Raw genomic sequence first — 23,002 nt, forward strand, 5'->3', positions numbered from 1 at the left:
GTGAATAGCGGAAGGGTTTTGTTTTTTTAAATTTAAACATATGATGTTTAAATAATTCATCGTATGTTTGTGTCGTTAAACATACGGTATATGAAATTATCAGACCAGGTTGCCGACAAGATCAAATCGGATATTAAATCGAAAAAATATCAGGCCGGCGAAAAGCTACCAGCCGAGCCGGAGTTAATGAAACTATATGGTGTTGGTCGCTCGTCTATCCGCGAGGCGGTTAAGACACTGGCCATCAGTGGATTTTTAAAAGTACAGCAGGGGGCGGGCACCTTTGTTAACGAAGCCACGCCAGTTGAAAATATGTCGAATCGCCTGCAACGTGCAGATTTTGATGAGATTAATGCGGTGAGAGTATTGTTGGAAGAGGAAATAGTGAGATTGGCCGTGCAACACCGCAACGATGAAGATCTGGGTGAGATGCGGCAGCGGTTGGAAGAGCGTAAAACTGCAATTCTCCAAGAAAACCGGTTGGCCTGTACCAATGCGGATATTGCTTTTCACATGGCAATTGCCCAGGCTTCGCGGAATTCTGTATTGGTAGATCTGTATCAGTATTTCACCGGGAACATCCGTTCCTTTTTTTCGAAACGGGAAACACAGGGGATCACCCAGTTTGCCATGAGCCATCATCTGCACGAAGACCTGTTTAATGCGATAGCGCAACAACAAGAACATGCTGCGCTGCAAACCATCAAAACCATTTTAGCAAACAACTACTAATTTATACCATTCATGACTATTTTAACATTTACCCTAATCTTACTGGCCGGGGCTTATCTGGCCGGCCTGGTAGGTTCGCTCACCGGCTTAGGCGGGGGCGTTGTTGTTATACCTTTATTAACCCTTATTTTTCATGTCGATATCCGGTACGCAATCGGGGCAGCTTTGCTGGCTTCAATTGCTAATTCATCGGGTGCAGCCAGTGCCTATGTTAAGGAAGGGATCACCAATATTCGTTTGGGTATGTTTCTGGAGATAGCAACAACACTGGGTGCTGTAGCTGGTGCCATTATTGCTGTTTACACACCCACTAATACAATTGCCATACTGTTCGGCGCCATTTTGCTGTTCTCTGCCGCAATGACCATTCGGAAAAAGAACCAGGAGGCGCTGCAAAGCGGTAGTGCACTTGCTTTAAAACTCAAACTTAACAGTAGTTATCCCACGCCGCAGGGTGAGGTTAAATATTATCTTAAAAATGTTGGAGCAGGTTTCTCTATCATGACCCTGGCAGGCGTAATGTCGGGTTTGTTGGGTATAGGTTCTGGCGCGTTGAAGGTACTGGCTATGGACTCTACCATGCACATACCTTTTAAAGTAAGCACCACCACCAGTAACTTTATGATTGGCGTAACCGCGGCAGCAAGCGCGGTTGTTTATCTGCAAAGAGGGTATATGGATGCTGGTATTGCCTTTCCTGTGGTGCTGGGTGTGTTAGGAGGAGCGTTTACGGGGTCAAAATTGCTTACCCGCCTTAATCCGCAATTACTTAAGTACATTTTTTGTGTAGCTATTTGTTTTGTTGCTGCCGAAATGATTTATAACGGCCTTAACCACCAATTTTAATCCCTTATCAATAATATTAATATGAAAAACGATAATTCAAGAAAGCTTACAGGCGACCACGATATCGAACAATTTATAGGCATGCAATTACGTGTGGGCGTTATAGGAGCCAGCCTGATTGTGCTTATAGGGGGGATTTTTTATATGCTGCAGTTAGGTGGTTCGCCAGTACCTGCTTACCATCATTTTGTTGGCACAGAAGCTGGATTTACTACGGCGGGCGAAGTTTTATCTGGTTTACGCCACGGTAGCCCCAAAGGAATTATTCAGGCTGGCATTATTGTGCTGATAGCTACACCTATACTACGCATTGCGTTCTCTCTCTTAGGCTTTATTCTGGAAAAAGATCGCATGTACACCGGTATCACTATAATCGTACTGGCTGTTATGCTGTTTAGTATTTTCGGTGGTTTGAAGGTATAACTCTGATGCTTGGTAGGCAGGGTAAGTTTTTTGCCTTTTAAATTATTTCCAAATCCCCTCGAATAAATACAAAAAAGCCCTCAGCATTATGTCTGAGGGCTTTTTGTGGAATGTTTTAATAATTAACACATCCGGTGTTAATGGCAATTAATCTTAGTTAACGGTAAGGTTATTCACAACAGTTTTTACTTGCCATTTGGTATAATTGCTGGTCCATTTTATTAAACCATAGTTTGCTTCCAATGCATTGCTCGATTTCTGTGGCTCATCAAATAATTCATAAAGAAGCACTGCACCAACGTTAGGGTTAGTTTTAACCTTTTTAACAAAAGAGGTAATGAAGTCGCTCTGTAATTGTTCGATGTTAGCAACATTTTTGTAACGCTCGCCCACTTCTGTAAACCAGATTGGTTTTGAGAAAAGGCTGGCAAGTTTGGCAGCGATATCTGTAACCTTCATTGAGTTACCAGGTCCGGCAGCCTCCATATCAGAGTACCAGTGCCAAGCCACAATATCGAAGTTTACGCCGTAATCGATAAGCATTTGCGTGTAAGCAAAGTGTAACCAACTAGCATTAATCATTGTTTTTGCAGTAGGTTGTGCAGATTTGATACCGTCATCCATACCTTTTAAGTACGCTGCTACAAGTTTAAATTTGGTAAGATCGTAATCTGTGCTTTTATCGCCATTGCCAGATAAGATAACTTTGTTGTCAAGCTCGTTACCTAATTCATAATATTTAAAATATTGCGAATTTTGAGAAGCAACTGCACTGCCTTTTAAACGACCTGCGTTGTAATTATCAGTTTCAGATTTGGTTAAATCAAGCGTAGTAGAATAAACCATTGGTAATATGGTAATTCCAGCTGCTTTAGTTACATTAAAAATAGGAATGAATGAACTTAAGCTTGAAATGGTACCGTCAGTTTTGAAGCTGATGTCCTGACGATAGTAGGTCATGCCCATTTGTTTAAGCAGGGCGATCTGTTGGTCTATACCAACTGCCAGGTAAGGATCAGATCCCAGTGAATGGCCGTTAACACCAAATATTTGAGAGCTGGTAGCAATCTGTGCGCTTGGCGAAGCAACTACTGTAGTATTTGCTTTTGCAAACACAACGTATTGGCACTGCGCACCGGCTGCAGGGGGAGCCATAGTACCACCCAATATTACACTACCCGCATTATATGCTTTGCTGTATAATACGAACGAACCCATTTTGGCATCATCTGTACCAAGGGTTGCAGAAAGCTTTGTCCAACCTGACAGCCAGGCTGGCACTGCGGTTGCTCTTGCATCATAACCAACATATACTGTTGCGGGGCTACTCAATGTAAAAGAAAGAAACGATGAAGAAGTATTTGCTTTATCGTCGTTGGCGGTTTTCACCATAGCAGCACCTGATAAAGAGTCGGGCACAGCGGTAAATTTATTTGTGCGGTCGATGTAATAGGTTGAATCTTTTGATAAAGTGCCTGTTGTATAGGCTTTGCCTGAAGTAGCCTTAACGCTGGTAAAAGCATTTACAGAAGATAATGTTGTTGTAGCAACATCTAAGTCAGAGGGGTTTGAAGGGGTTACTAATGACGATTGATCGTCTTTTTTACAAGAAAAAATAAAGGTTAGCGCAAAAAGGAATAGTAGGGGGCTTTTCTTAAAATGCATACAATCTTAAAGTTTAAATAAACAGCTATATTTTTGACAACTTTAACGAATAATGCACCTGATAGGTTACTATAATTGCGAATTTTATTAACTATTGGTAAATAAATTAAAGATTTTATAAAAATATTGTCAATAAACGTAATTATGGAAAAAGTTGATTATCAGCCATTTGCTGAAATCACTAAATGTTTTCCTTTATGTGAAAAAAATTCTCAAATTTTCTCATCATGGATCACAATTTGTCTCAAGAATGCTAAGATTTTGATAAAAAATGCTGATAAAAATGCCTGGATTTTAAAAGGAATTCTGCGTGAAAATCGTCTTTGGAAAAAATTTCTCTTCGAAATTTCGAAGTAAAAGATTTAAATATCAGGCGTCTGCAGTTTGATTGGGAGGTGGCTATTTAAATAAACCCGCCACCTGACACGAGGTCGCGGCCGATGAGTTTTGGGCAAAAAAAACTTGGAATGGAGCCGCAAGACAGAGCATGCTTTAGCATTTCCATGTCGCTGGTTTGGATCTCTCCAAGATGAGCTTTGACATCGATTAGAAAGGCGTTCCGCCTTGTTAATTCATAATAACTATTCTTCTACCCGTGACGACCAGTGGTACTGGTTTGTTGCCTTTCTATCAAAATGAATAGCTTTACTATGATCTGGTTCGGTCGTCTGTATAACAAATATTTCCATAATCTCAACATCCAATATGTTAGCAATTTCAAGTAGCCGGTCAACAGTGAGTTTAGATCTGCCGAGTTCGAGTTTACTATATGCGTTTTGAGAGATGTTTAATTTGTTTGCCAGATAGTCCTGACTATATGCTTTAGAAATTCTTAGACTTTTAATGTTAGAGACAATATGTAAGTCACTAAGCAATTGATTTTTCATTTGATTGATGATTGGAGGTTTAACTAAATAATTGGTTGCGGGCAAATTGATTGGAATAGTTTTTTTTGCCCGGGATAGTAACAAGTTACAGCCGGCAATGTTTGGTGAGCTGCAATTACAGTATTAGCAAATATCTGATAAATAGCATCAATTGACAAGCGGTTTTTTTCGCCATCCATTAGGGTCTTAAACTTTTAATGCTTAAAAAGAACGTCAAGAAGTATGGGAAAGGAGTGCAAAATGATCGTGTATCTCGGTGAATTGTTGGCAATATCAATAAAATAGTGATTATCACATTAATATCATTTAATTGCGTTTTAGTTAAATAAATAATAAATAAAGTAACATTGAGATCGGAGTACCGTTAAAGGAGCTGAAAATACAGTTAGATAATTTATTTTTTAAAAGTCCTTTATGAACCCTAAAAAAATCTATCTATTGTTTCTTTTTGCAGTAACGGCAATAATTTCCTGTAAAAAAGACGATTCATCAACTTTAGTATCACCCATAAAACCCGCGGCGGTAGAGGTTGCAACAACATCTACAACATTGGCTTCGGCTAATACTTTAACCAGTATCAATGTTGTTACAGGTAAAACCTACGCAACGGGTACGTTAACCAATGGATCAACTTATTATATTGATCGTACAAATAAGTTAACTTCGGTTCCGACTTCGTTATCGGGTGCTACACTGATCAAAACCGCTAATGATGACAAGGCGAATACTTCTTCCTCGTTTTTATCCTTTAAGCTAAGCAGTAGCTCGACCGTTTATATTGCTTATGACGGGCGGGCGACCGCAGTTCCGGCTTGGTTATCTGGCTGGAAAAAACTTACAAGCACAATTACCACAGATGATACCAAAATGGGCTCGTTTGTTTTGTATAGCAAAACCTATAATGCCGGCACGGTTATTTTGGGAGGCACAATGGCAACCCCGGCGGTAGGCGCACAATGCCAGTATATTGTGTTTGCGAAAGCCAATACCGTGAGCGCGTCAGCTGTTGCAGAAACCAGTTCGCAGATATTTGGTGTTAATGGTCATTCGCTGGGTTCCGATCCATATTTAGCGGTTAGTATAGACCAGCAGGTTGCGCTGTTAAAACAAATGGGTATGACCTATTATCGCCAAGACGTTAACTTTAAATCCGACGGTACTATATCAAGCTTAAGTTCATTTATCCCACTTTACAACGCCACAAAAGCGGCCGGTATTTCTATCCTCCCCATGATTTATGCAACCACGCTTGATTTAGACAAGTCTGAAAACGACAATTACACAGCAGGCCGTTTAAAAGGCAGCGCAGTCGCTTCCCAAAATTCACAGTATTTCGACTATTACGAATTGGGGAACGAGTTGGATAATGATGTTATCCGTTCCGGCAATGGTGATAAAAGTACCGATTATAATCTGGCGAAATTTAAACTGATAGCAGCCTATTTAAAAGGAATGAGAGATGGCATTAAATCAGTTCAGCCAACAGCTCAAACCATGATCAATGCAAGTTGGTTGCACTTTGCGTATATGCAAATGCTGATTGACTACGGCGTTAAATTTGACATTGTAGCCTGGCATTGGTACTCGGAAATGGAGGCGGCAGCGCCAAGTAACTCCATGAAGATTACCAATATTGCTACTAAACTTGCTTCTCTTTTCGATAAGCCAATTTGGTTTACCGAAGTTGGGCAACGTTATAGTAATGTTTCAAACATTGAAGATTTGCAAAGCGATTTCATTACTTCTTTTATACAAAAGGTTAAAAATAATCCCGATGTAGGAGCAGTACTTCTTTATGAATTGTTTGACGAGCCGCAGAAAACTAATACACTCGAGGCAAATTATGGTCTAATTAAATGGACCAGCAAGTATACCAAATGGAAAGTAAAAGCTGTTGTGAATGATCTAACAAGCAATTAAACAGCAATTAACCAATGGAAGTGATTTATAGAAGTAAGCCATGCCATAAAGCATGATTTATAAATTGAGAATGTTAAATAAAAAAGGGCTGATCGTTAAGATCAACCCTTTTATTTTTAGACCGGGATCTACTCTGTACCCAGCGCCGGAGTCGAACCGGCACGGTTTCCCACAGGTGTTTGAGACCAGCGCGTCTACCAATTCCGCCAGCTGGGCATTCCGATTGTCAGAACCGGGCTGCAAATGTATCTAAAGTCTCCTTAATCCGCAACAAATATTTTTGTCTGTAGTAAATATCTGCGATTCCATTGAGCCGATTCTCTTTCGCCGTATGGTCAAGTTGCTGATAGTCTGATGTTAATTTGTCGAGGTTGTGTTGTAAATTATTTTCAATTTCCAACACTTCGGCTGTAATATTGGCTAATTCTTCGGCTCCGTCCACCTCCATAAGGCGCTCATTGATGTCCATCATCTCCATTAAAAAGTCGCCGGGTAGCTGTGGTTTGGCACCTTCATTCAACAAATTATGCTGCGTTAGTATATAGGCCAGGCGCTTATTAGGGTTAGAGAGCGTTTGGTAAGCCTTATTGTTTATGGTAGATAATTCCAGTATTTCCTGCTGGCGTTCATCACTTTCGTTTGCATAAAAATCGGGATGATATTTCTTGCTCAGGTCGTAAAACTGTTTCTTAAGTTTTGCCTGGTCTAACTCAAAAGCCTCGGGTATATCGTAGAATTCAAAAAAGTTAATCATGTCGGTTATCTGTTATGGGTTGTCTGTTGTCAGATAACCTCGTTGCAAATGTAATGTATGGCTTAAAAGTATACATCATATCCCGGTAACTTGTTTAATTATCAAAGATCAGGCAACTGACAACAAACACATCACAACAAAAAAATCATCATCTTTGTACCTATATAATCTCACTATGCTATTTGAACAAATACAGCAAGGCCCTTTTTTTATACTCGGCCCGTGCGTAATGGAAAATCAGGAATTACTTTACCAGGTGGCCGAAAAAGTTGCCACTATAGGTCAAAAATATAATATCACGGTAGTGTTTAAGTCGTCGTACGATAAAGCTAACCGTACATCTATCCACTCGTACCGTGGTCCGGGCCTTGAAAAAGGGATGGAGATGCTGCAAAAGGTGAAAGAGCAGTTTAACTTACCAGTTACCACAGATATACACGAAAGTTACCAGGCTGCGCGGGTAGCCGAGGTTGCTGACATTTTGCAGATTCCCGCATTTTTATGCCGCCAAACAGACCTATTGGTTGCTGCCGCTAAGACCGGAAAGATTGTAAATGTTAAAAAAGCACAGTTTCTTTCCGGGCAGGATATGGAGTATCCCGCGCAGAAAGTGATTGAAGCTGGTAACAACCAGGTTATTTTAACCGAGCGTGGCAACATGTATGGCTACAATAACCTCGCGGTAGATTTTCGCAATATTTATGATATGAAGAAGTTTGGCTATCCAGTTTGTATGGACTGCACCCACTCGGTACAGCGCCCTGGTGGTGCAGGCGGCAAAACAGGCGGTGACCGTACTTTTGTGCCGATGATGGCCTTAGCGGCTAAAGCTTTTGGTGCAAACGGATACTTTATGGAAACTCATCCCGATCCTGACCATGCCCTGAGCGACGGCCCTAATATGGTTAAGCTGCACGAACTGGAAAGCGTAATTTTACCGCTGTTGGGCTAATACCATGAACGAGATAGCCAAAAGAGTATTTGATATTGAGATAGAATCGCTGCGACATGTGGCCGATTCTATTGATGATAGTTTTACGGAAGTGGTAAACGCGATACTAAATACCGAGGGCAAACTGATTGTTGCCGGCATCGGCAAATCGGGGCTTATCGGTAAAAAAATAGCAGCCACGCTTGCCAGTACCGGTACGCCGAGTTTTTACCTACACCCTGGTGAAGCTTTCCATGGCGATTTAGGCATGGTTGAGTCAAAGGATACAATCATCATTATTTCGTATTCGGGTGAAACTGACGAGCTGTTGAAGATCATTCCGTTTTTAAAATGGAATGGTAATACCATTATCTGCATGTCGGGTAATCGTGAGTCTACATTGGCTAAACATAGTCACTACCATTTGTCAATAACTATCACGCGCGAAGCATGTCCACTGGCTTTGGCTCCCACGTCATCAACTACGGCTGCGTTGGTTATGGGCGATGCACTAGCGGTAGCATTGATGGAGGCGAGAGATTTTAAGTCCGACGATTTTGCCCGTTTTCATCCCGGCGGAAACTTGGGGCGCAAGCTTTTAACCAAGGTTAAGGATGTGATGCAGCGCGAAGGTATTCCATTCATTAATGAGGATGCCGCTTTTACGGATCTGTTGCTTAAAATGTCGGAAGGGCGCTTAGGTATGGTGATAGTAGGGCAAGCGGATGCTGTAAAAGGCGTTATTACCGATGGCGACTTACGCCGCGCCTTGTTGAAGAATACTGATTTGGCAACGGTTAATATCACAGAAATAATGACTACCACCCCAATTATTATTGATGAAGACGTGTTGTTGGATGAGGCTGAAGAAATTATGATGCAAAAGAAGATCACAACGGTGCTGGTTGGTTCGGCAGAAAAGCATACCGTGGGTGGTGTTTACCAGATATACAATAGATAAACAGTTTCTGCACAATATTAAAATATTTCTTCACAGCTAAATTTTAACCCATTGTTAGTTTTTGAAACCTATACTTAATTTTTAATTAAAAATTGAAAATTTGATAAGCATTATGCTATTAAATTTCCAATCTCATTTTCATCTCAAATAATTATATTATTTTAGCGCAGCATTTACCCGCCACCCTCTAATTTTCGTCGGGAGTTTTTATATATGATTCACAGGTACGCTACGTTTATCAAGGCTATTAATTTAACTATAGATTATATTATATTAAATATAAGTATGGTTATAGCCTACCTTATCGTAGACAAATCGTTCATAATGTGGATAAATAATAAAAATTATTTACCTATTGTGTTGGTTTTTAACTTGATATGGCTTTTGTCTGCCAATATATCCGGATTGTATGAGTCGGTATTAAACAAAGATTCTATTAACACTTACCGCAGTGTTTTTAAAACTTATTTAATATTTGTGGGGCTTATTTGTGTTACCATTATCATCATTATTGGTACCAAGGCCTACTTTATCACCCGCGAATACTTGTTTTGTTCCATTGCTTTATTTGGATTTTTACTCGGAATCTGGAAACTGATATTCCTTACCATACGCCGTGGCGACCGCCGTGTGCTGATGGATAAGCGAAACGTGATTATTGTAGGCGGCGGCCGTGTAGGAGAAGATCTGTATAATTATTTTAAGCATAATCCCGATCGCGGTTACAATATGGTGGGTTTTTTTGACGATGACCCTGCCCGCGTTAGTGATGTTGATTTGTTTTTGGGTAAAACCGATGCTTGTGTTGATTATGTGATCTCAAACAAAGTGCACGAGATTTTTTGCGCATTGCCCAGCACCGAGGCTCAATCTATAGAGCGTTTGATGTTGGAGGCCGATAAGAACATGATTCGCTTTAAGCTGGTACCCGAATATTATAGCTATAGTAACAGGCCAACCCTGGTACAAAGCTTCGGTCATATTCCGGTTATATCGCTGCGACCTGAGCCTTTAGAGAGTGTGCTTAACCGCTGTATTAAAAGGGCCTTTGACATTGTTTTTTCGCTATTTATCCTTGTCTTTATATTTAGTTGGTTATTTCCAATATTAGCTATTATTATTAAGCTGCAATCGCGTGGACCGGTGTTTTTTAAACAAGTGCGTTCGGGCCGCGAAAACGAGAACTTTAAATGCTATAAGTTTCGCAGCATGAAGGTTAATCAAGATTCTGATAAGAAACAAGCCACCCGCGGCGATTCGCGCATTACTGCAATAGGTGCCTTTATGCGCCGTACCAATATTGATGAGCTGCCACAGTTTTTTAACGTACTTATCGGTAACATGTCCGTAGTTGGCCCGCGGCCGCACATGGTAAGCCATACTGAGCAATATTCTAAAGAGATTGAGAAATATATGGTGCGCCATTTTCTTAAACCCGGTATTACCGGCTGGGCGCAGGTAAACGGCTTCCGTGGGGAAACTAAAAATACTGAGGCCATGTCTAACAGGGTAGAGGCCGACGTTTGGTACCTCGAAAACTGGTCGTTTCTACTTGATCTGAAGATCATCTTTTTAACCTTTTGGAATACTGCCAAAGGTGATAAGAATGCCTTCTAAAAAGTCCCATACCGATCAACTTGGCCGCGAAGTAACGATACCGGCAAACCCCAAAAGGATAATTTCTGTAGTTCCCTCACAAACCGAATTGCTTTTCTATTTAGGTTTGCAGGAGCAGGTTGTTGGTGTAACCAAGTTTTGCATCCATCCTGCAACAGGCGTTGCCGCTAAAGCCAAAATAGGGGGCACCAAGCAACTCGATATCGAAAAGATCAAAAGCCTGCAGCCAGATCTGATCATCGCTAATAAAGAAGAAAACGAGCGCAGCCAGATAGAGGAGTTGATGAATTACTTCCCGGTTTGGATAAGCGATGTTTATGACCTTCCGGGTGCTTTACAGATGATTGAAAATATTAGCGATATAACAGACAAGCCTACCGAAGCCAGAAAGTTGATTTCAGATATAGAAGAAGGTTTTCAACAACTCGTTCCAATCACAAAACAATTATCTGTAGCTTACCTCATATGGCGTAAACCATATATGACAGCGGGTAATGAAACTTATATAGACGATATGTTATCGAGATGTGGGTTGGTAAACTGTTTAAATGATACCCGTTACCCCGAAGTTGATGCCAGCAAACTCGCCGAATTAAATCCGGACGTTGTTTTGCTCTCATCGGAACCATATCCATTTAAACAACGGCATGTCGACGAATTTAAGTCGATGTTGCCAAATGCACGAGTTCTTTTGGTGGATGGCGAAATGTTTTCTTGGTACGGAAGCAGGCTTCAATTTGCCTCCAAATATTTTGCCGAAATAATTAAAATGCTTGAAAATCAGTCTTAAAGCAATTAATTGTAAAAAAGATTGTGAAAACAAGGTTGAAATCATATCTTTGCAATCTCAAAAATAACCCGCGGAAGTGGCGTAATTGGTAGCCGCACCAGACTTAGGATCTGGCGCTTCACGGCGTGGGGGTTCGAGTCCCTTCTTCCGCACTGAGATTTAAAAGCCTTCAAAGAAATTTGAAGGCTTTTTTGTTTTAAGTGCTTTGAAGCGTATTTTTCACAACTTTTTCTTGTATAAATGATATTTTAAAATAATATTTACATAACCAACTATAAGTCGATATTGAAAAAGCTGATAGCCATAGTGTTATTATCTATCCACCTGTTTAACCTGGGAGGCTATGCTGTGCTTTATCAATATTTTATTTATAAATCGGATAAATTAATGAACGAGCAGATAAGCCGTAACATGTTCAATGTGCATGATCTGGTTGAGGTTAAAGTGCCCGTTAACATGCCACAAATTACCAGTTGGACAAGCTATCAACGCATTAGCGGGCAAATTCAGTTTCGTCAGGGTTGTTATAACTACGTTAAATTGAAGCTCACCCGCGATACTATGTACGTAATGTGCATACCCAATTACGAGAAAACCAGGTTGGTGAGCGCCAACATCATTTATGCCAAAAACATAGAAGACTTGCCCATAAGCAAGAAAGACAACACTTTTGGTAAGAAAATCAATCTATCCGAATATAGCCACTTTGTTATTCTGTTCGATTTTACTAGTCGACCAACTGATATCACCACTACAAAAAGCACAACAGTGCTAAAGCATACCAGTTTATATGCTGGTACCCCATTCCAACCTCCCGAATTGTTGGCATAACTCCTGTTTTAAATTTTCCTTTGTTTAACGCATTAGTGCTGTTAAGTATTTATTGTATATGGTTTTATCAAATCCTGTAAATGGATTTGTACACATACTTATATGGTAATTGGTAAAAATACTTACACGGGCCAATCTCTTAAGCACGGCAATATTTAAAAACCACAGTTCCTCTTTAGCAGCTTGCTGTAATACTATTCCTGTTATGTACGGTCAAACCAAATTCACTCATTGAATTTGCACACCTCTATAATGGTAATTGGGAAAAAATAGCATTACTGCAACTGCTATCAGGGGTTATTATTCTACACCTCAAAATCATAAAGTTATGCCATTTATTAACGTAGAAGCTCATTTACCGGGCATTACCGGTTTATTAGAATATAGAAAAGAATCGGCCCAGCCCATTCGCGATCTTACACAGATATTATTACGCGGGCCGTCGTCGCTAACCGAAGGAGAGCGCGAGCTTATTGCAACCGTAGTGTCTAGCGGCAACCAATGCAAATTTTGTACAACCGCTCATACTGCAGCAGCCGATTTGCTGCTAGGCGAAACGAAAACGGCCCAAAGTGTTAAAGAAGATATAGAAACTGCTCCCGTGAGCGAAAAGATGAAAGCGCTGCTAACCATTGCCAAACTTACAGGCCAAAGCGGCAAACTTGTTAGTGATACAGCCATAGAAAGAGCAAAATCAGCAGGTGCAACAGACATCGAAATACATGATACGGTGCTAATAGCCGGGCTATTCTGTCTTTATAACCGCTATGTAGATGGCTTGTCGACCGCGTTGCCAGATAGCCCTGCATATTATGATGTGCTGGCAGATCGGCTGGTTAACCATGGTTATACTCGCTTGCCGCAAGGTTATGATCATCTTAAGAAATAATTATCCAAAACTATTCCCTAATCGCTCAAAACAATGAAAAGATTTTACCTGATTATATTACTATTAACTTCATTTAAACTCTACGCCCAGGATGTTACCGTTAAAGGGCAAATAACAGATAGCATTACTCATCAGCCTTTAAATGGCGCAAACATTATGGTTAAGGGCAAAATCGCCGGTACAGTAACCAATTCTAAGGGTGGTTTTGAAATTACCTTCCATAAAATACAAATACCGTTTACTGTTAGCATTTCATCAACAGGGTATCAAACAAAGTATGTTGACGTAACTAAAAGCAATCAGGAGATAAACCTGCCCCTTGCACAAACTTCTATTATGTTAAACGAAGTGGTTACCGCTGCATCACGGGTAAGTGAGAACATTATGCGTTCGCCTGTAAGCATTGAAAAGATGACACCGAAGGCGATTATCGAAAATCCATCCTACACTTTTTACGATGGTTTGCAAAGTCTCAAAGGGGTTGAAGCCGTAACAAGCAGTATTACCTACAAGCAAATCAATACCCGTGGTTTTAACAGTACAGGTAACTCGCGCTTTTTACAACTGGTAGACGGTGTAGATAACCAAACCCCCGGACTTAACTTTTCGGTAGGTAACCTTTTCGGTGCATCGGATATTGACATGGAAAGTGTAGAGATTATACCTGGTGCTGCTTCGGCACTATATGGCCCGGTTGCTTTTAACGGTGTATTAATGATGCATACCAAAGACCCATTTCAATATCAGGGCTTAAGTTTACAGGTTAAAACCGGATTGAACCACGTAGGTGAAAGCTTTGCAGATCCCAAAGGCCTTTATGATTTTGCCGCCCGTTATGCCAAGGCATTCAACAATAAATTTGCTATAAAACTCAATGCGTCTTATTTAACCGGTACCGATTGGTATGCCAACAACTACACGGATATTAGTGCTTCTACTTCTCCAGCCTTGCGTGGACCTAATAATCCAGGCCGCGACGCTTTGAATATTTACGGAGATGAAGTGTCTCGTACTTTGCCCGGTATTGGCCTGGTATCCAGAACCGGTTACGAAGAGAAAGACCTGATGAACTATAATGTTTATAGTTTAAAACTAAACGGACAGGTTGCTTACCGAATCTCGAATAATTTACAAGCACTTTATCAATATAATTACGGCCGCGGTACCGCCAGCTATACCGGGAGCAGCAGGTTCGATCTAAATAACTTCGTTTTGCAAACCCACCGTATAGAATTGAAAGGAAGCAATTTCTTTGTAAGAGGATATGAGGTGATCGAAAATTCGCACGACTCTTACAATACCCGCTCCCTTGCTCAATTCATCAATCGTGATTGGGTGCAGGATCTAAGTGGTAATGTGGTAACACCCGATAAAGCAGACGATACCTGGTTCACCCGCTATTCGAGCGCTTTTAACGGAACAATTGCCGGAGTAACCGCGCATGATAATAGTGCAGCCCGGGCTTTTGCAGACAAAGGGAGGTTTTTACCAGGTACGGCAGCTTTCGACCAGGCAAAGGATGCTTCGATACATAATTATGGTTTAAGTGGCGCAGGCGTGTTTAGTAACAGCAAGTTTTATCATGCAGATGGTCAGTATGATTTCAGCAACAGCATTAAGGTGTTTGATTTGCTTGCTGGTGGTAGTTTCCGTTACTACGATATGTTTACCAATGGAAGCTTGTTTGATGATAAAACCAATAAGGTTACCATTAAGGAGTACGGCGCATTTGTACAGGCAGGTAAAAAACTGTTCGACGATAAATTGCGATTGGTAGCTTCTTTACGCTACGATAAAAACGAAAACTTTGATGGCAGCTTTACACCACGCTTTTCGGCCGTGTACACCGTTGCCGAGAACCATAACTTCAGGGCATCATACCAAACCGGTTTCCGTAACCCCACACCAGTTGATCAGTACATCCACTTAAACGTTGGCCCAATTACCATATTGGGTGGCGCGCCTAATAACAGTAAAGGCTTAAATGTTTATGAAAACTCATTTACGGCAAGCTCAGTAAGTGCGTTTGGTTCGGCATTTGGTGCCCAGGTTGCAGCCGGCAAACCATTTCCGCAAGCTGTTGCTGATAACAAAGACCTACTTAAAAAATCTAACGTAGCCTATATCAAACCCGAGCAACAAAAAGCTTTTGAAGTTGGCTACAAAGGTTTGATAGCTGAAAAGTTGGTTGTAGACGTTAACTACTACTACAGCTCTTACACCAATTTTATTTTAAATACAGTAGTAATTCAGCCAACGGATAACGTAATAGGCCCCGACGGGAAAATCAATACAGCAGCAGCAGTTGACATTTTAAATGGCAATGTGCATGCCTATCAACTGTATACTAACGCACCCGATAAAGTGTCGCAACAAGGGGGTGGGGCTAGTCTTACCTACCTGTTGCCAAGACACTACACCCTTGGCGGTAACGTAACCATTGCAACCTTTAACCTCGAGAATGCCAATCCAAATAACATAGCGCCATTTAACACACCGAAATACAGCACCAATGCCACATTTGCCAATTCAAATGTTGTTAATGATTTCGGCTTTAACCTGGCTTGGCACTGGCAAAGCGCATTTGACTGGTACGGTACATTTGCTGGTAATCAACCAGGCCGTATTAATGCCTACTCTATGTTTGATGCCCAGATCAACAAAAAGCTGCCTAAAATGGGCGCTATGATAAAATTGGGAGGTAGCAACATCTTCAATAAGCATATTTCACAAGCCTACGGTTCGCCTGCGGTGGGGGGTATTTACTACGTTTCAATAGTTTTTGATAACCTATTAAAATAACAGCTATGGATACAATGATTCAGGAACCTCAAGTGGTTTATCAGGGTAGCAATACCGCTACCTATCGTACTGTACTATTTGCCTTATGTTTTTTAAGCAGTGCCCTTGGGGGCACTGTATCAACCCTTATGTCGGTTTATTTGCCGGTAGTAGTTAAAGAACTACAGGGAGATCAATCCGCAGAACAAATGAACACTATAAGCGGGTACATTAATGCCCTGTTTATATTTGGCTGGGCACTCGGCGGTTTCTCGTGGGGAATGATCTGCGATAACTTAGGTCGTAAGAAATCATTGCTGCTTTCTATCGGCTGCTATGGTTTGTTCACCATGTTAACCGGCTTTATGCAAAATTGGTATGGTATTGTGCTCTGCCGTTTTATGAGCGGTTTTGGGGTAGGTGGGGTGCTGGTGGTATCGTTCACTCTAATCAGCGAAATATGGCCAACTAAAAGCAAAGCCATTTATACGGGTATATTGTCGATCGCTTTTCCTGTGGGAATTTTCTCTGCCGGTGTAATTAACAATATTGTTAGTTCGTGGCGCGAAGGTTTTTATGTTGGAATAATTCCGGTTTTAATAGCCTTAGTTGGTATTTGGGCGATACAAGAGTCGGATCAATGGGTAAATCATAGAATCAATAAAGCCTTGGCACCCGATAAATCGAAGGCGCTGTTCTCTCCGGTCAACCGCAAACAGTTGTTTATAAGCTCCATAACTTTTGGGACAATGCTTGTCGGCCTATGGGCCATATTCTCGTGGCTGCCTACCTGGGTACAAAGCATCAGCACAGGCGACGCTCAAAAAGAGCGTGGGTTAAGCATGATGTTTTTAGGCATGGGCGGCTTATCAGGTGGCTTTATTTCGGGCTGGTTTGTAAATATGGCCGGCCTGCGCCGGTCTATGATCATTTGCTTTAGCGTATGTTCTGTATTCTCATTTCTGCTGTTTAAAACTAACACAGTATTTACTCCAATGATCTATGCCGAGATTGCCATGCTGGCTTTATTTTTCGGCATCAGTCAGGGAGTATTGTCGGTATACGTACCGCAGCTTTTCCCAACTGCAGTGCGGGCATCGGCAACGGGTTTTAGCTTTAATATCGGCCGCATATTTACGGGGCTAGCTGTTTTATTTGTAGGCGTGTTGGTTAACTATTTGGGTGGCTATAGTAACGCAATCTTTATTTTTTCACTGGTTTTTATCATCGGCCTTATCGTGGTAATCTTTGTTACCGACTATAAAATTACTAATCATAATCAATAATTATTTAACCTCTATAAAATCGAAAATATGGCACACATTAATGTTCCCCCTGGCGTACCTGGTATTCGTTCACTAGTTATGTTCCGTCCCGAAACCGGGCAATATCTTTACCAGTTAGCACAGGTTTTGCTACGCGACGAATCACCGATTTCGCAAGCAGACCGCGAGCTGATCGCTACCTATGTATCATACCGAAACGACTGCATGTTTTGCATGAGCAGCCATGCCGCCGCCGCGCGTTGTTTGTATGGCGAAGACGAAGCTACCGTTGATGAGGTTTTAATAGATATGCAACGTGCACCCGTAAGCGATAAACTGAAATCCTTGCTGCACATTGCAGGTAAGGTGCAAATACTGGGTAAAGAAGTTACCCAGGCCGATGTGGATGCCGCCCGCGCGCAAGGCGTAACCGACCGCGAATTGCACGATACTGTACTTATTGCAGCTGCTTTTTGTATGTATAACCGCTATGTAGATGGCCTCGCTTCGCTTACGCCACCAAACCGCGAAGACTATGTAGAAATGGGCAAACATTTAGCTACCAATGGCTACGTATCACCTAAACCGCAAACCGTTTAATTAATGTCATGGCATATATCGAATTAAATAATGATCTCCCAGGCATTCGAGGCTTGATGGCTTATCGCCCGGATACGGCTTACGCGCTGAATGATATAGCTGAGGTGCTGTTGAGGGATGACAACAACTCGCTTTCGCGCGGCGAGAGGGAGTTGATTGCTACTTACGTATCTTACCTAAACGATTGCTTTTTTTGTCAGAATGTTCACGGAGCTGTTGCCGGGCATTACTTAAACTGTAATATTGCGCAAATTGATGCCGTTAAGCATGATTTTAATCAGACCGATCTTTCTGATAAAATGAAGGCATTACTAACAATTGCAGGCAGTGTGCAAAAGGGAGGGAAGCAGGTTAGTACTGAGCAAATAGAGTTGGCGCGGGAAACAGGTGCAACAGATACCGAGATACATGATACAGTATTGATAGCCGCTGCGTTCTGTATGTTCAACCGTTATGTAGATGGGTTAGGAACCTGGGCTCCTCAAGACCGTCAGTTCTATGTAGACCGCGCTCCGCAGCGCGCGATAGACGGATATCAAACGAGTGTTTATAAATAGAGAGATCGAATCGTTAACTTAAAGAGGCTTGCTCCCAAAAGGACAAGCCTCTTTTATAGATTAAAATTGCGGTAACCAGGTGGCAAGAACTATTTTAACAGATGCTTTTCTAAATCAAATGTTAGCTCATAAATACGTTTGCAGCTTTCGGCGTGCCATATTTTGTGTTTGCCAACAATGTTGCCTGCCAATAGCGGTCCCATAATGTAAAAATTGGTATCGGCTTCAAAGTTGTTATTTACACGGAACCCTTTTTCTGATGGATTGATTTTGCAGATTTTGCGGTTAATTAAATTTTTGATCAAGCCGGATGTCGGGCTATATTTGTTTAGCGTGTTTGATCCCGTGCAGTTTATAATGATATCCAATTTACTATCAATGTACACCTTGCATTCAGTCGCCGGGGTTTTGTATTCAAATCCAAATTCACTTGCCTTTTCAAAGTTCCCTTTAATAAACTCTATCTTTTTATGTTGTTCCAATAATTGTACTTTATCAAAATAGTCGCTTCCTGCCCGTCTATAATACGTTCCGATCTTATCGCCATAGTGCAATACAAAGCGGAGTTGCTCGTCAGGCTTTAATTCATTAACCAATTTTAAGATTGTAGAATTTACGCTTGTGTAAGAATCTTCGCGATCTATAGTCAGGTTATCGGCCAGCTTTAAATCTTTAATAAAACATTGGAAAATTTGATCTGCGGTAAACTCTTCTGATTCTCCCAATGCAACCAAATTTGGTGGGACAAATGGTGATTTGACAGGTTTATTGTTTATACGGCCAGGAAATATTCCGGAGGAAGAAATAACGTAAAGCTTATCGAGTCTATTTAAATTTTTATCATCTAAATGATAGATCAATTCTATAGCACTAGCGTTCGAGCCTATGATAAGAACGTTCTTTAACCTGTCGCAACCATCATTTAGTGTTTTTGTGATGCTACGTAAGGTGTCGGGGAGGCTTTCGCCATAAATATGATTTATAAATAGCTGCCGTGGTTTCACGCTTTTATCAAACGAAGCGATGTTCACAAATTTGGCGGGCGCGCTTCCTATAGATAGGATCACTTTTTTACCATAATAGGTTGATGAACTCTCTAAAACAACTTCGTAAAATGCCTTTTCCTTCCGAACGTCGCTAACTGATGCATTTAACAAACTATAGCTGATATAGCCTTTATTGGCGGCAGAAATTAATAGACAGTTTACACGCTCTTTTATAAAAAGCCCGAACCAATATCTCGGTATGTGTAAATCTTGCCAATTGCCGGCTTTAATTAACGCTGCGTTTTTCTTTAGCCAGGCGGCTAAGAGTTTCCCGCGACGTGTACTTTTACTCTCAAAGCAATTGTCGAAATTTCGTTGCAGCCATGATAAAAATAATGCAGTTTCATCCCTATGAATAAATTCCTTTAATGGCGTAATTATCAAAGCGTCTTTTCCACTTCGGTTGCCATAGGGTAAGCCTGTCCAAAACTCTTTATCTTTTTCAATTACAAGGATGTTAAGCTTGCTATTGACTTTTGCAGGAGAGTTGAGCGAATTTAGCAGGTGTATTAGTGTATATGCAGCCGAAATCCCTGCACCTACAAATATTATATCATACGATTTATCCATACATCATCAGTTCAAAAACCTGTTCACTTATCGTATATTTAAAGTGTTAATACCGGGGCGTTATCCCAATTAGTTAGCTTGTCTGAAGCGTAGATATCAACAAAATCAAACGTTGACAACAGCTTCCTAAACTTGTTACCCGCTGCTGCTGCCCCAACTCTTCGTCGGATGTCAGATAACATAGGGAGATTGGCTGGAGGCTGTGCTCTATCAAAATCATGTGGATGGAAATAGGTCATGTTATAAGGTTGCTGCTTAATTAGCGCTTTGGTTAGCAGGAGTGGGAGCAACCTAAAGTAACCACCTCCTGAGTATATGGTGCGCTTATTGAAAATGTTGACGGTATTTAAAGGAAATTCCTTTATGGCTATGCCGTTGGATTTAATTAAGCAAGGTTCATTAAAAGGGAATTCTTTATAACCGCCATATCTCGTCTCTATCGGACAAATGGAGCTGTCGATTTCAATGCCATTTTCAACAAGTGCTTCGATATAGTGTGCAATAAATTTATTGAGGGAAAAGTACGGTGCCCGAAATGATCTGATTTTTTCGCCCGTCAGCGCTTCCAACGACTCTACCGACCTTTTAACATCGGCTTTAAACCCGCTTTTCGAAAATTTGTAGGCTGCGCGATGTGTGTCTGAGTGGGAGCCAATTTCGAAGCCGGCCTCATGTATTTTTTTTACCAAGTCCGGGTATTGCCTGGCTATCCAGCCGAGGGTAAAAAAAGTGGCTTTTAGGTTATTAGTCGTTAAAGATTCCAAAACAAAGTCGGCATTTCTTAATATCCGGCTCTCTTTGTTCCCCCATTCAGCCTCATCACTGTCATACACAACATGAAACCATTCCTCCAGATCGATAGTTAAGACGTTCATAAGCTCCAGCGGGTTAAGGTTAGGTTGTAGACTTATCTGTTAAATGACTTTATAGTTTTTGGGGGCCTTTTGATTGGCGACAAGGAATGTCCTGTCCGGCGCTTTTCTGAATAAATCGCTGCCTTCTAAACCAATACGGGTAATAACGACGAGCGTAGCCATTGTTCCGGTTAATAAGACGGTATACGGAATATTATAAAAATTGGAATCGCTGCCCTTTAAATCGAAGAGGTATAGTATAAATAAATTTATAGATAACTGAATACCGGCATATAGTACAGCAACTTTAAGGTGCGGCCATTTTAACACATTCACTAAAAATAGATAGAAGTGCTTATTATGAGCCTGTAAAACATTTTGCCCCTGTATCCAACGGAATATAAATGTGGTAATCGCATCGAGGTGGTAAACAAGTAACAGGTTTATGAAGAGAAAATTTTTGCTGACCAGTATGAGTTTGATGATGCAACTACAAATAATAAAGGCAGTAGTTATGCTCCCTACGTCGCCAGCAAAGCAAACAGCCTTAGTACGGAAGTTAAAAAAGGCGAAGACTATTGTAGCCGCAGTGACAATTATCAATAACCTGTCGTCGATAAAATGAATTCTGAAACGATTAATGTAAAGTAAGCAGCCCAATTGCATCATCGTATGCGCCGCCAACATTCCGTTAATTCCGTCGAGAAAATTGTATGCATTAAAAGAAATAATTAAAAAGCCAACAACTGCCACTATCAATGCGATGGGGTAAGAAAAAAGATTGAACTGTAACAGTAGAAGCGCTATTGCTGCAAACTGGGCCAATAGTCTAAACTTTATCGGCACGTCCAGCATGTCATCAATAAAATTTACGAGTGCTAATATTAATAAGCCACTGAGAAAAAAAGGATACTGAAAATGAGAGATGCAGGCGTAAAGCAGGCAAGATATCGGTACAACTATGCCTCCTCCAACTATGGTGCTTTTTAAATGAGCACTTCTATTATTAGGTATTGCTACAATTTTAAAAAATCGAGCAATGCGTAAATACGTCAACTCGATGGCGAATAACAAAAGCAATAAACAAAGGCAGACTAAAACGCTGTTCATACTGAAGCATTTGACTCCAAACTATAGGTTTAGAGTGTCGGGTAAACAAATCTTTAAATTGGTGGAGCGTTGCCGCAATATATCTGCTTTGGTTGTTTGAAAAGTGCGCCCGCTGCACATTGATAAAAAAATGGGAAGTTTTTGGTGGAACTTTCACACTATTTTTGAAAACGAGCACTATTTGTTTTAAAAAATAGGTAGCCAGGTAGTTATGTGTAAAGGCTACTTGTGGGCGATGGAAATGTTTCATTCAAAATGGCATTTTTTTGACATTAAAAAAAATGATTATTTACACATTTGTCTGACGAAGTTGTCAAACAATGTTGTAAAAATGGCTGTAAGAGATACAGGGGCAGAACAATTAATTAAAGATACCGCAAAGCGCATCTTTTTTGCCGAAGGAAAAATGAATGCTACTACGCAGGATATTGCCGACGCAGCGGGGGTAACACGTACATTGGTCAACTACTATTTCCGTTCTAAAGAAGCGCTGTTTAAACAGGTTTTTGATGAATCGATGCACGATATGGCTAGCCGGATGGACGAAGTGCTGATCTCAGATATCGATTTTAAGAAAAAGATAGAAAACTTTATCGAACTGTTTTCTGCTCAATTAACCGCCTATCCTTATCAGGAAGCTTTTATGATCAGCGAAATCAACTCTTTAGGATTTGAGATACCTCATAAACAGCGGTCGCCGGTTTTGGAAAAGTTTTTGAAAGAAATTCAAGTACAAATGGATTTGGGTGTGGTGAAGAAAATGAAGCCCTTTAATTTTCTAATGAACCTGTTCTCGTTAATGGCTTATCCTTTGTTAACCCGTCCCTTATTTAAAATTGTACTCGAAATTAATGATACCCAATACGATAAACTGATGCAAAGCCGCAAAAAAATGATTGTGGACATGCTATTTAGCTAAAAAATTTGCTCAAAAATTGACAAAAGTGTCAAACATAAACTTCAAATATAAAAA

Annotated in this window: 23 protein-coding genes and 2 tRNA genes; 17 read left to right on the forward strand and 8 right to left on the reverse strand. The window is 40.8% G+C overall.

Annotation, left to right across the window (positions count from 1 at the left end):
* Nucleotides 1-90: 90 nt before the first annotated feature.
* The 3 genes from GSY63_RS12310 to GSY63_RS12320 are packed head-to-tail and all read left to right on the forward strand — an operon-like array spanning nucleotide 91 to nucleotide 2,001.
* On the forward strand, nucleotides 91-732 hold the full coding sequence (locus tag GSY63_RS12310) for a FadR/GntR family transcriptional regulator (RefSeq protein WP_243749213.1): 642 nt from the start codon (nucleotides 91-93) through the stop codon (nucleotides 730-732).
* Between the two features lie 12 nt (nucleotides 733-744).
* Nucleotides 745-1,578, forward strand: coding sequence for a sulfite exporter TauE/SafE family protein (locus GSY63_RS12315; protein ID WP_166586103.1), 834 nt, complete (start codon nucleotides 745-747; stop codon nucleotides 1,576-1,578).
* Between the two features lie 21 nt (nucleotides 1,579-1,599).
* Nucleotides 1,600-2,001 carry a DUF1634 domain-containing protein gene (locus GSY63_RS12320; RefSeq protein WP_166586104.1) on the forward strand — a complete coding sequence of 134 codons (402 nt, stop codon included), beginning with the start codon at nucleotides 1,600-1,602 and terminating at the stop codon, nucleotides 1,999-2,001.
* Nucleotides 2,002-2,154: 153 nt separating this feature from the next.
* Here the strand turns inward: GSY63_RS12320 and GSY63_RS12325 are convergent, their stop codons facing one another.
* On the reverse strand, nucleotides 2,155-3,666 hold the full coding sequence (locus GSY63_RS12325; protein ID WP_166586105.1) for a glycosyl hydrolase: 1,512 nt from the start codon (nucleotides 3,664-3,666) through the stop codon (nucleotides 2,155-2,157).
* A gap of 144 nt (nucleotides 3,667-3,810) precedes the next feature.
* Here GSY63_RS12325 and GSY63_RS12330 point away from each other — a divergent pair, with 144 nt between their 5' ends.
* A complete protein-coding gene (locus GSY63_RS12330) occupies nucleotides 3,811-4,023 on the forward strand; it encodes a hypothetical protein (protein WP_166586106.1) in 213 nt (70 codons plus the stop codon).
* 224 nt (nucleotides 4,024-4,247) lie between these two features.
* Here GSY63_RS12330 and GSY63_RS25180 read toward each other — a convergent pair whose 3' ends face one another.
* On the reverse strand, nucleotides 4,248-4,553 hold the full coding sequence (locus GSY63_RS25180) for a helix-turn-helix domain-containing protein (protein WP_166586107.1): 306 nt from the start codon (nucleotides 4,551-4,553) through the stop codon (nucleotides 4,248-4,250).
* Nucleotides 4,554-4,967: 414 nt separating this feature from the next.
* Here GSY63_RS25180 and GSY63_RS12340 point away from each other — a divergent pair, with 414 nt between their 5' ends.
* On the forward strand, nucleotides 4,968-6,473 hold the full coding sequence (locus GSY63_RS12340; RefSeq protein ID WP_166586108.1) for a glycosyl hydrolase: 1,506 nt from the start codon (nucleotides 4,968-4,970) through the stop codon (nucleotides 6,471-6,473).
* A gap of 136 nt (nucleotides 6,474-6,609) precedes the next feature.
* On the opposite strand, the gene GSY63_RS12345 is transcribed toward GSY63_RS12340, so the two are convergent.
* Nucleotides 6,610-6,689 (reverse strand) — tRNA-Leu (locus GSY63_RS12345).
* Nucleotides 6,690-6,699: 10 nt separating this feature from the next.
* Complete coding sequence (gene hscB, locus GSY63_RS12350; RefSeq protein ID WP_166586109.1) at nucleotides 6,700-7,227, reverse strand: Fe-S protein assembly co-chaperone HscB; 528 nt, start codon at nucleotides 7,225-7,227, stop codon at nucleotides 6,700-6,702.
* A 175-nt stretch (nucleotides 7,228-7,402) separates the two neighbouring features.
* Between hscB and kdsA the strand changes: the two genes are divergently transcribed.
* From kdsA to GSY63_RS12405, 11 genes are all read left to right on the forward strand, one after another.
* The gene (kdsA, locus tag GSY63_RS12355) at nucleotides 7,403-8,179 is read left to right on the forward strand and encodes a 3-deoxy-8-phosphooctulonate synthase (RefSeq protein WP_166586110.1); all 777 of its coding nucleotides are present in this window, start codon (nucleotides 7,403-7,405) and stop codon (nucleotides 8,177-8,179) included.
* A 4-nt stretch (nucleotides 8,180-8,183) separates the two neighbouring features.
* Nucleotides 8,184-9,119 (forward strand): KpsF/GutQ family sugar-phosphate isomerase, encoded by a 936-nt coding sequence (locus tag GSY63_RS12360; RefSeq protein ID WP_166586111.1) that lies wholly within the window; start codon nucleotides 8,184-8,186, stop codon nucleotides 9,117-9,119.
* A gap of 213 nt (nucleotides 9,120-9,332) precedes the next feature.
* Nucleotides 9,333-10,736: an undecaprenyl-phosphate glucose phosphotransferase gene (locus GSY63_RS12365; RefSeq protein ID WP_166586112.1), complete on the forward strand. Its 1,404-nt coding sequence runs from the start codon at nucleotides 9,333-9,335 to the stop codon at nucleotides 10,734-10,736.
* Complete coding sequence (locus GSY63_RS12370; protein WP_166586113.1) at nucleotides 10,726-11,526, forward strand: ABC transporter substrate-binding protein; 801 nt, start codon at nucleotides 10,726-10,728, stop codon at nucleotides 11,524-11,526. The genes GSY63_RS12365 and GSY63_RS12370 overlap by 11 nt, the downstream gene beginning before the upstream one ends.
* Nucleotides 11,527-11,596: 70 nt before the next feature.
* A tRNA-Leu gene (locus GSY63_RS12375) sits at nucleotides 11,597-11,678 on the forward strand.
* Nucleotides 11,679-11,811: 133 nt separating this feature from the next.
* A complete protein-coding gene (locus tag GSY63_RS12380; RefSeq protein WP_166586114.1) occupies nucleotides 11,812-12,357 on the forward strand; it encodes a hypothetical protein in 546 nt (181 codons plus the stop codon).
* Nucleotides 12,358-12,685: 328 nt separating this feature from the next.
* Nucleotides 12,686-13,246, forward strand: coding sequence for a carboxymuconolactone decarboxylase family protein (locus tag GSY63_RS12385; protein WP_166586115.1), 561 nt, complete (start codon nucleotides 12,686-12,688; stop codon nucleotides 13,244-13,246).
* A 33-nt stretch (nucleotides 13,247-13,279) separates the two neighbouring features.
* Nucleotides 13,280-16,048: a TonB-dependent receptor gene (locus GSY63_RS12390; RefSeq protein WP_166586116.1), complete on the forward strand. Its 2,769-nt coding sequence runs from the start codon at nucleotides 13,280-13,282 to the stop codon at nucleotides 16,046-16,048.
* Nucleotides 16,049-16,053: 5 nt separating this feature from the next.
* Nucleotides 16,054-17,313, forward strand: a complete 1,260-nt coding sequence (locus GSY63_RS12395) for an MFS transporter (RefSeq protein WP_208094525.1) — start codon at nucleotides 16,054-16,056, stop codon at nucleotides 17,311-17,313.
* 27 nt (nucleotides 17,314-17,340) lie between these two features.
* Nucleotides 17,341-17,892 carry a carboxymuconolactone decarboxylase family protein gene (locus tag GSY63_RS12400; protein WP_166586117.1) on the forward strand — a complete coding sequence of 184 codons (552 nt, stop codon included), beginning with the start codon at nucleotides 17,341-17,343 and terminating at the stop codon, nucleotides 17,890-17,892.
* 8 nt (nucleotides 17,893-17,900) lie between these two features.
* Complete coding sequence (locus GSY63_RS12405; RefSeq protein ID WP_166586118.1) at nucleotides 17,901-18,449, forward strand: carboxymuconolactone decarboxylase family protein; 549 nt, start codon at nucleotides 17,901-17,903, stop codon at nucleotides 18,447-18,449.
* Between the two features lie 89 nt (nucleotides 18,450-18,538).
* On the opposite strand, the gene GSY63_RS12410 is transcribed toward GSY63_RS12405, so the two are convergent.
* Genes GSY63_RS12410 through GSY63_RS12425 form a run of 4 tightly spaced genes read right to left on the reverse strand, consistent with a single transcriptional unit; the run spans nucleotide 18,539 to nucleotide 22,279 of the window.
* On the reverse strand, nucleotides 18,539-20,065 hold the full coding sequence (locus GSY63_RS12410) for an FAD/NAD(P)-binding protein (protein WP_166586119.1): 1,527 nt from the start codon (nucleotides 20,063-20,065) through the stop codon (nucleotides 18,539-18,541).
* A 38-nt stretch (nucleotides 20,066-20,103) separates the two neighbouring features.
* Entirely contained in the window at nucleotides 20,104-20,940 is an 837-nt protein-coding gene (locus GSY63_RS12415; protein ID WP_166586120.1) for a polysaccharide deacetylase family protein, read from the reverse strand.
* 39 nt (nucleotides 20,941-20,979) lie between these two features.
* Entirely contained in the window at nucleotides 20,980-22,029 is a 1,050-nt protein-coding gene (locus GSY63_RS12420) for an MraY family glycosyltransferase (protein WP_166586121.1), read from the reverse strand.
* Nucleotides 21,944-22,279, reverse strand: coding sequence for a hypothetical protein (locus GSY63_RS12425; protein WP_166585662.1), 336 nt, complete (start codon nucleotides 22,277-22,279; stop codon nucleotides 21,944-21,946). Before GSY63_RS12425 ends, GSY63_RS12420 begins: the two co-directional genes overlap by 86 nt.
* Nucleotides 22,280-22,360: 81 nt before the next feature.
* Between GSY63_RS12425 and GSY63_RS12430 the strand changes: the two genes are divergently transcribed.
* A complete protein-coding gene (locus GSY63_RS12430; RefSeq protein ID WP_166586122.1) occupies nucleotides 22,361-22,948 on the forward strand; it encodes a TetR/AcrR family transcriptional regulator in 588 nt (195 codons plus the stop codon).
* Nucleotides 22,949-23,002 lie beyond the last annotated feature (54 nt).

The sequence above is a fragment of the Mucilaginibacter agri genome (genome assembly GCF_009928685.1).
GTDB classification, from domain to species: Bacteria; Bacteroidota; Bacteroidia; order Sphingobacteriales; family Sphingobacteriaceae; genus Mucilaginibacter; species Mucilaginibacter agri.

What these genes read in the sequence shown, in the direction of transcription:
- GSY63_RS12310 (WP_243749213.1), top strand. Translation starts at nt 91, where the DNA reads ATGAAATTATCAGACCAGGTTGCCGACAAGATCAAATCGGATATTAAA.
- GSY63_RS12315 (WP_166586103.1), top strand. Translation starts at nt 745, where the DNA reads ATGACTATTTTAACATTTACCCTAATCTTACTGGCCGGGGCTTATCTG.
- GSY63_RS12320 (WP_166586104.1), top strand. Translation starts at nt 1,600, where the DNA reads ATGAAAAACGATAATTCAAGAAAGCTTACAGGCGACCACGATATCGAA.
- GSY63_RS12325 (WP_166586105.1), bottom strand. Translation starts at nt 3,666, where the DNA reads ATGCATTTTAAGAAAAGCCCCCTACTATTCCTTTTTGCGCTAACCTTT.
- GSY63_RS12330 (WP_166586106.1), top strand. Translation starts at nt 3,811, where the DNA reads ATGGAAAAAGTTGATTATCAGCCATTTGCTGAAATCACTAAATGTTTT.
- GSY63_RS25180 (WP_166586107.1), bottom strand. Translation starts at nt 4,553, where the DNA reads ATGAAAAATCAATTGCTTAGTGACTTACATATTGTCTCTAACATTAAA.
- GSY63_RS12340 (WP_166586108.1), top strand. Translation starts at nt 4,968, where the DNA reads ATGAACCCTAAAAAAATCTATCTATTGTTTCTTTTTGCAGTAACGGCA.
- hscB (WP_166586109.1), bottom strand. Translation starts at nt 7,227, where the DNA reads ATGATTAACTTTTTTGAATTCTACGATATACCCGAGGCTTTTGAGTTA.
- kdsA (WP_166586110.1), top strand. Translation starts at nt 7,403, where the DNA reads ATGCTATTTGAACAAATACAGCAAGGCCCTTTTTTTATACTCGGCCCG.
- GSY63_RS12360 (WP_166586111.1), top strand. Translation starts at nt 8,184, where the DNA reads ATGAACGAGATAGCCAAAAGAGTATTTGATATTGAGATAGAATCGCTG.
- GSY63_RS12365 (WP_166586112.1), top strand. Translation starts at nt 9,333, where the DNA reads ATGATTCACAGGTACGCTACGTTTATCAAGGCTATTAATTTAACTATA.
- GSY63_RS12370 (WP_166586113.1), top strand. Translation starts at nt 10,726, where the DNA reads ATGCCTTCTAAAAAGTCCCATACCGATCAACTTGGCCGCGAAGTAACG.
- GSY63_RS12385 (WP_166586115.1), top strand. Translation starts at nt 12,686, where the DNA reads ATGCCATTTATTAACGTAGAAGCTCATTTACCGGGCATTACCGGTTTA.
- GSY63_RS12390 (WP_166586116.1), top strand. Translation starts at nt 13,280, where the DNA reads ATGAAAAGATTTTACCTGATTATATTACTATTAACTTCATTTAAACTC.
- GSY63_RS12395 (WP_208094525.1), top strand. Translation starts at nt 16,054, where the DNA reads ATGGATACAATGATTCAGGAACCTCAAGTGGTTTATCAGGGTAGCAAT.
- GSY63_RS12400 (WP_166586117.1), top strand. Translation starts at nt 17,341, where the DNA reads ATGGCACACATTAATGTTCCCCCTGGCGTACCTGGTATTCGTTCACTA.
- GSY63_RS12405 (WP_166586118.1), top strand. Translation starts at nt 17,901, where the DNA reads ATGGCATATATCGAATTAAATAATGATCTCCCAGGCATTCGAGGCTTG.
- GSY63_RS12410 (WP_166586119.1), bottom strand. Translation starts at nt 20,065, where the DNA reads ATGGATAAATCGTATGATATAATATTTGTAGGTGCAGGGATTTCGGCT.
- GSY63_RS12415 (WP_166586120.1), bottom strand. Translation starts at nt 20,940, where the DNA reads ATGAACGTCTTAACTATCGATCTGGAGGAATGGTTTCATGTTGTGTAT.
- GSY63_RS12420 (WP_166586121.1), bottom strand. Translation starts at nt 22,029, where the DNA reads ATGAACAGCGTTTTAGTCTGCCTTTGTTTATTGCTTTTGTTATTCGCC.
- GSY63_RS12425 (WP_166585662.1), bottom strand. Translation starts at nt 22,279, where the DNA reads ATGAAACATTTCCATCGCCCACAAGTAGCCTTTACACATAACTACCTG.
- GSY63_RS12430 (WP_166586122.1), top strand. Translation starts at nt 22,361, where the DNA reads ATGGCTGTAAGAGATACAGGGGCAGAACAATTAATTAAAGATACCGCA.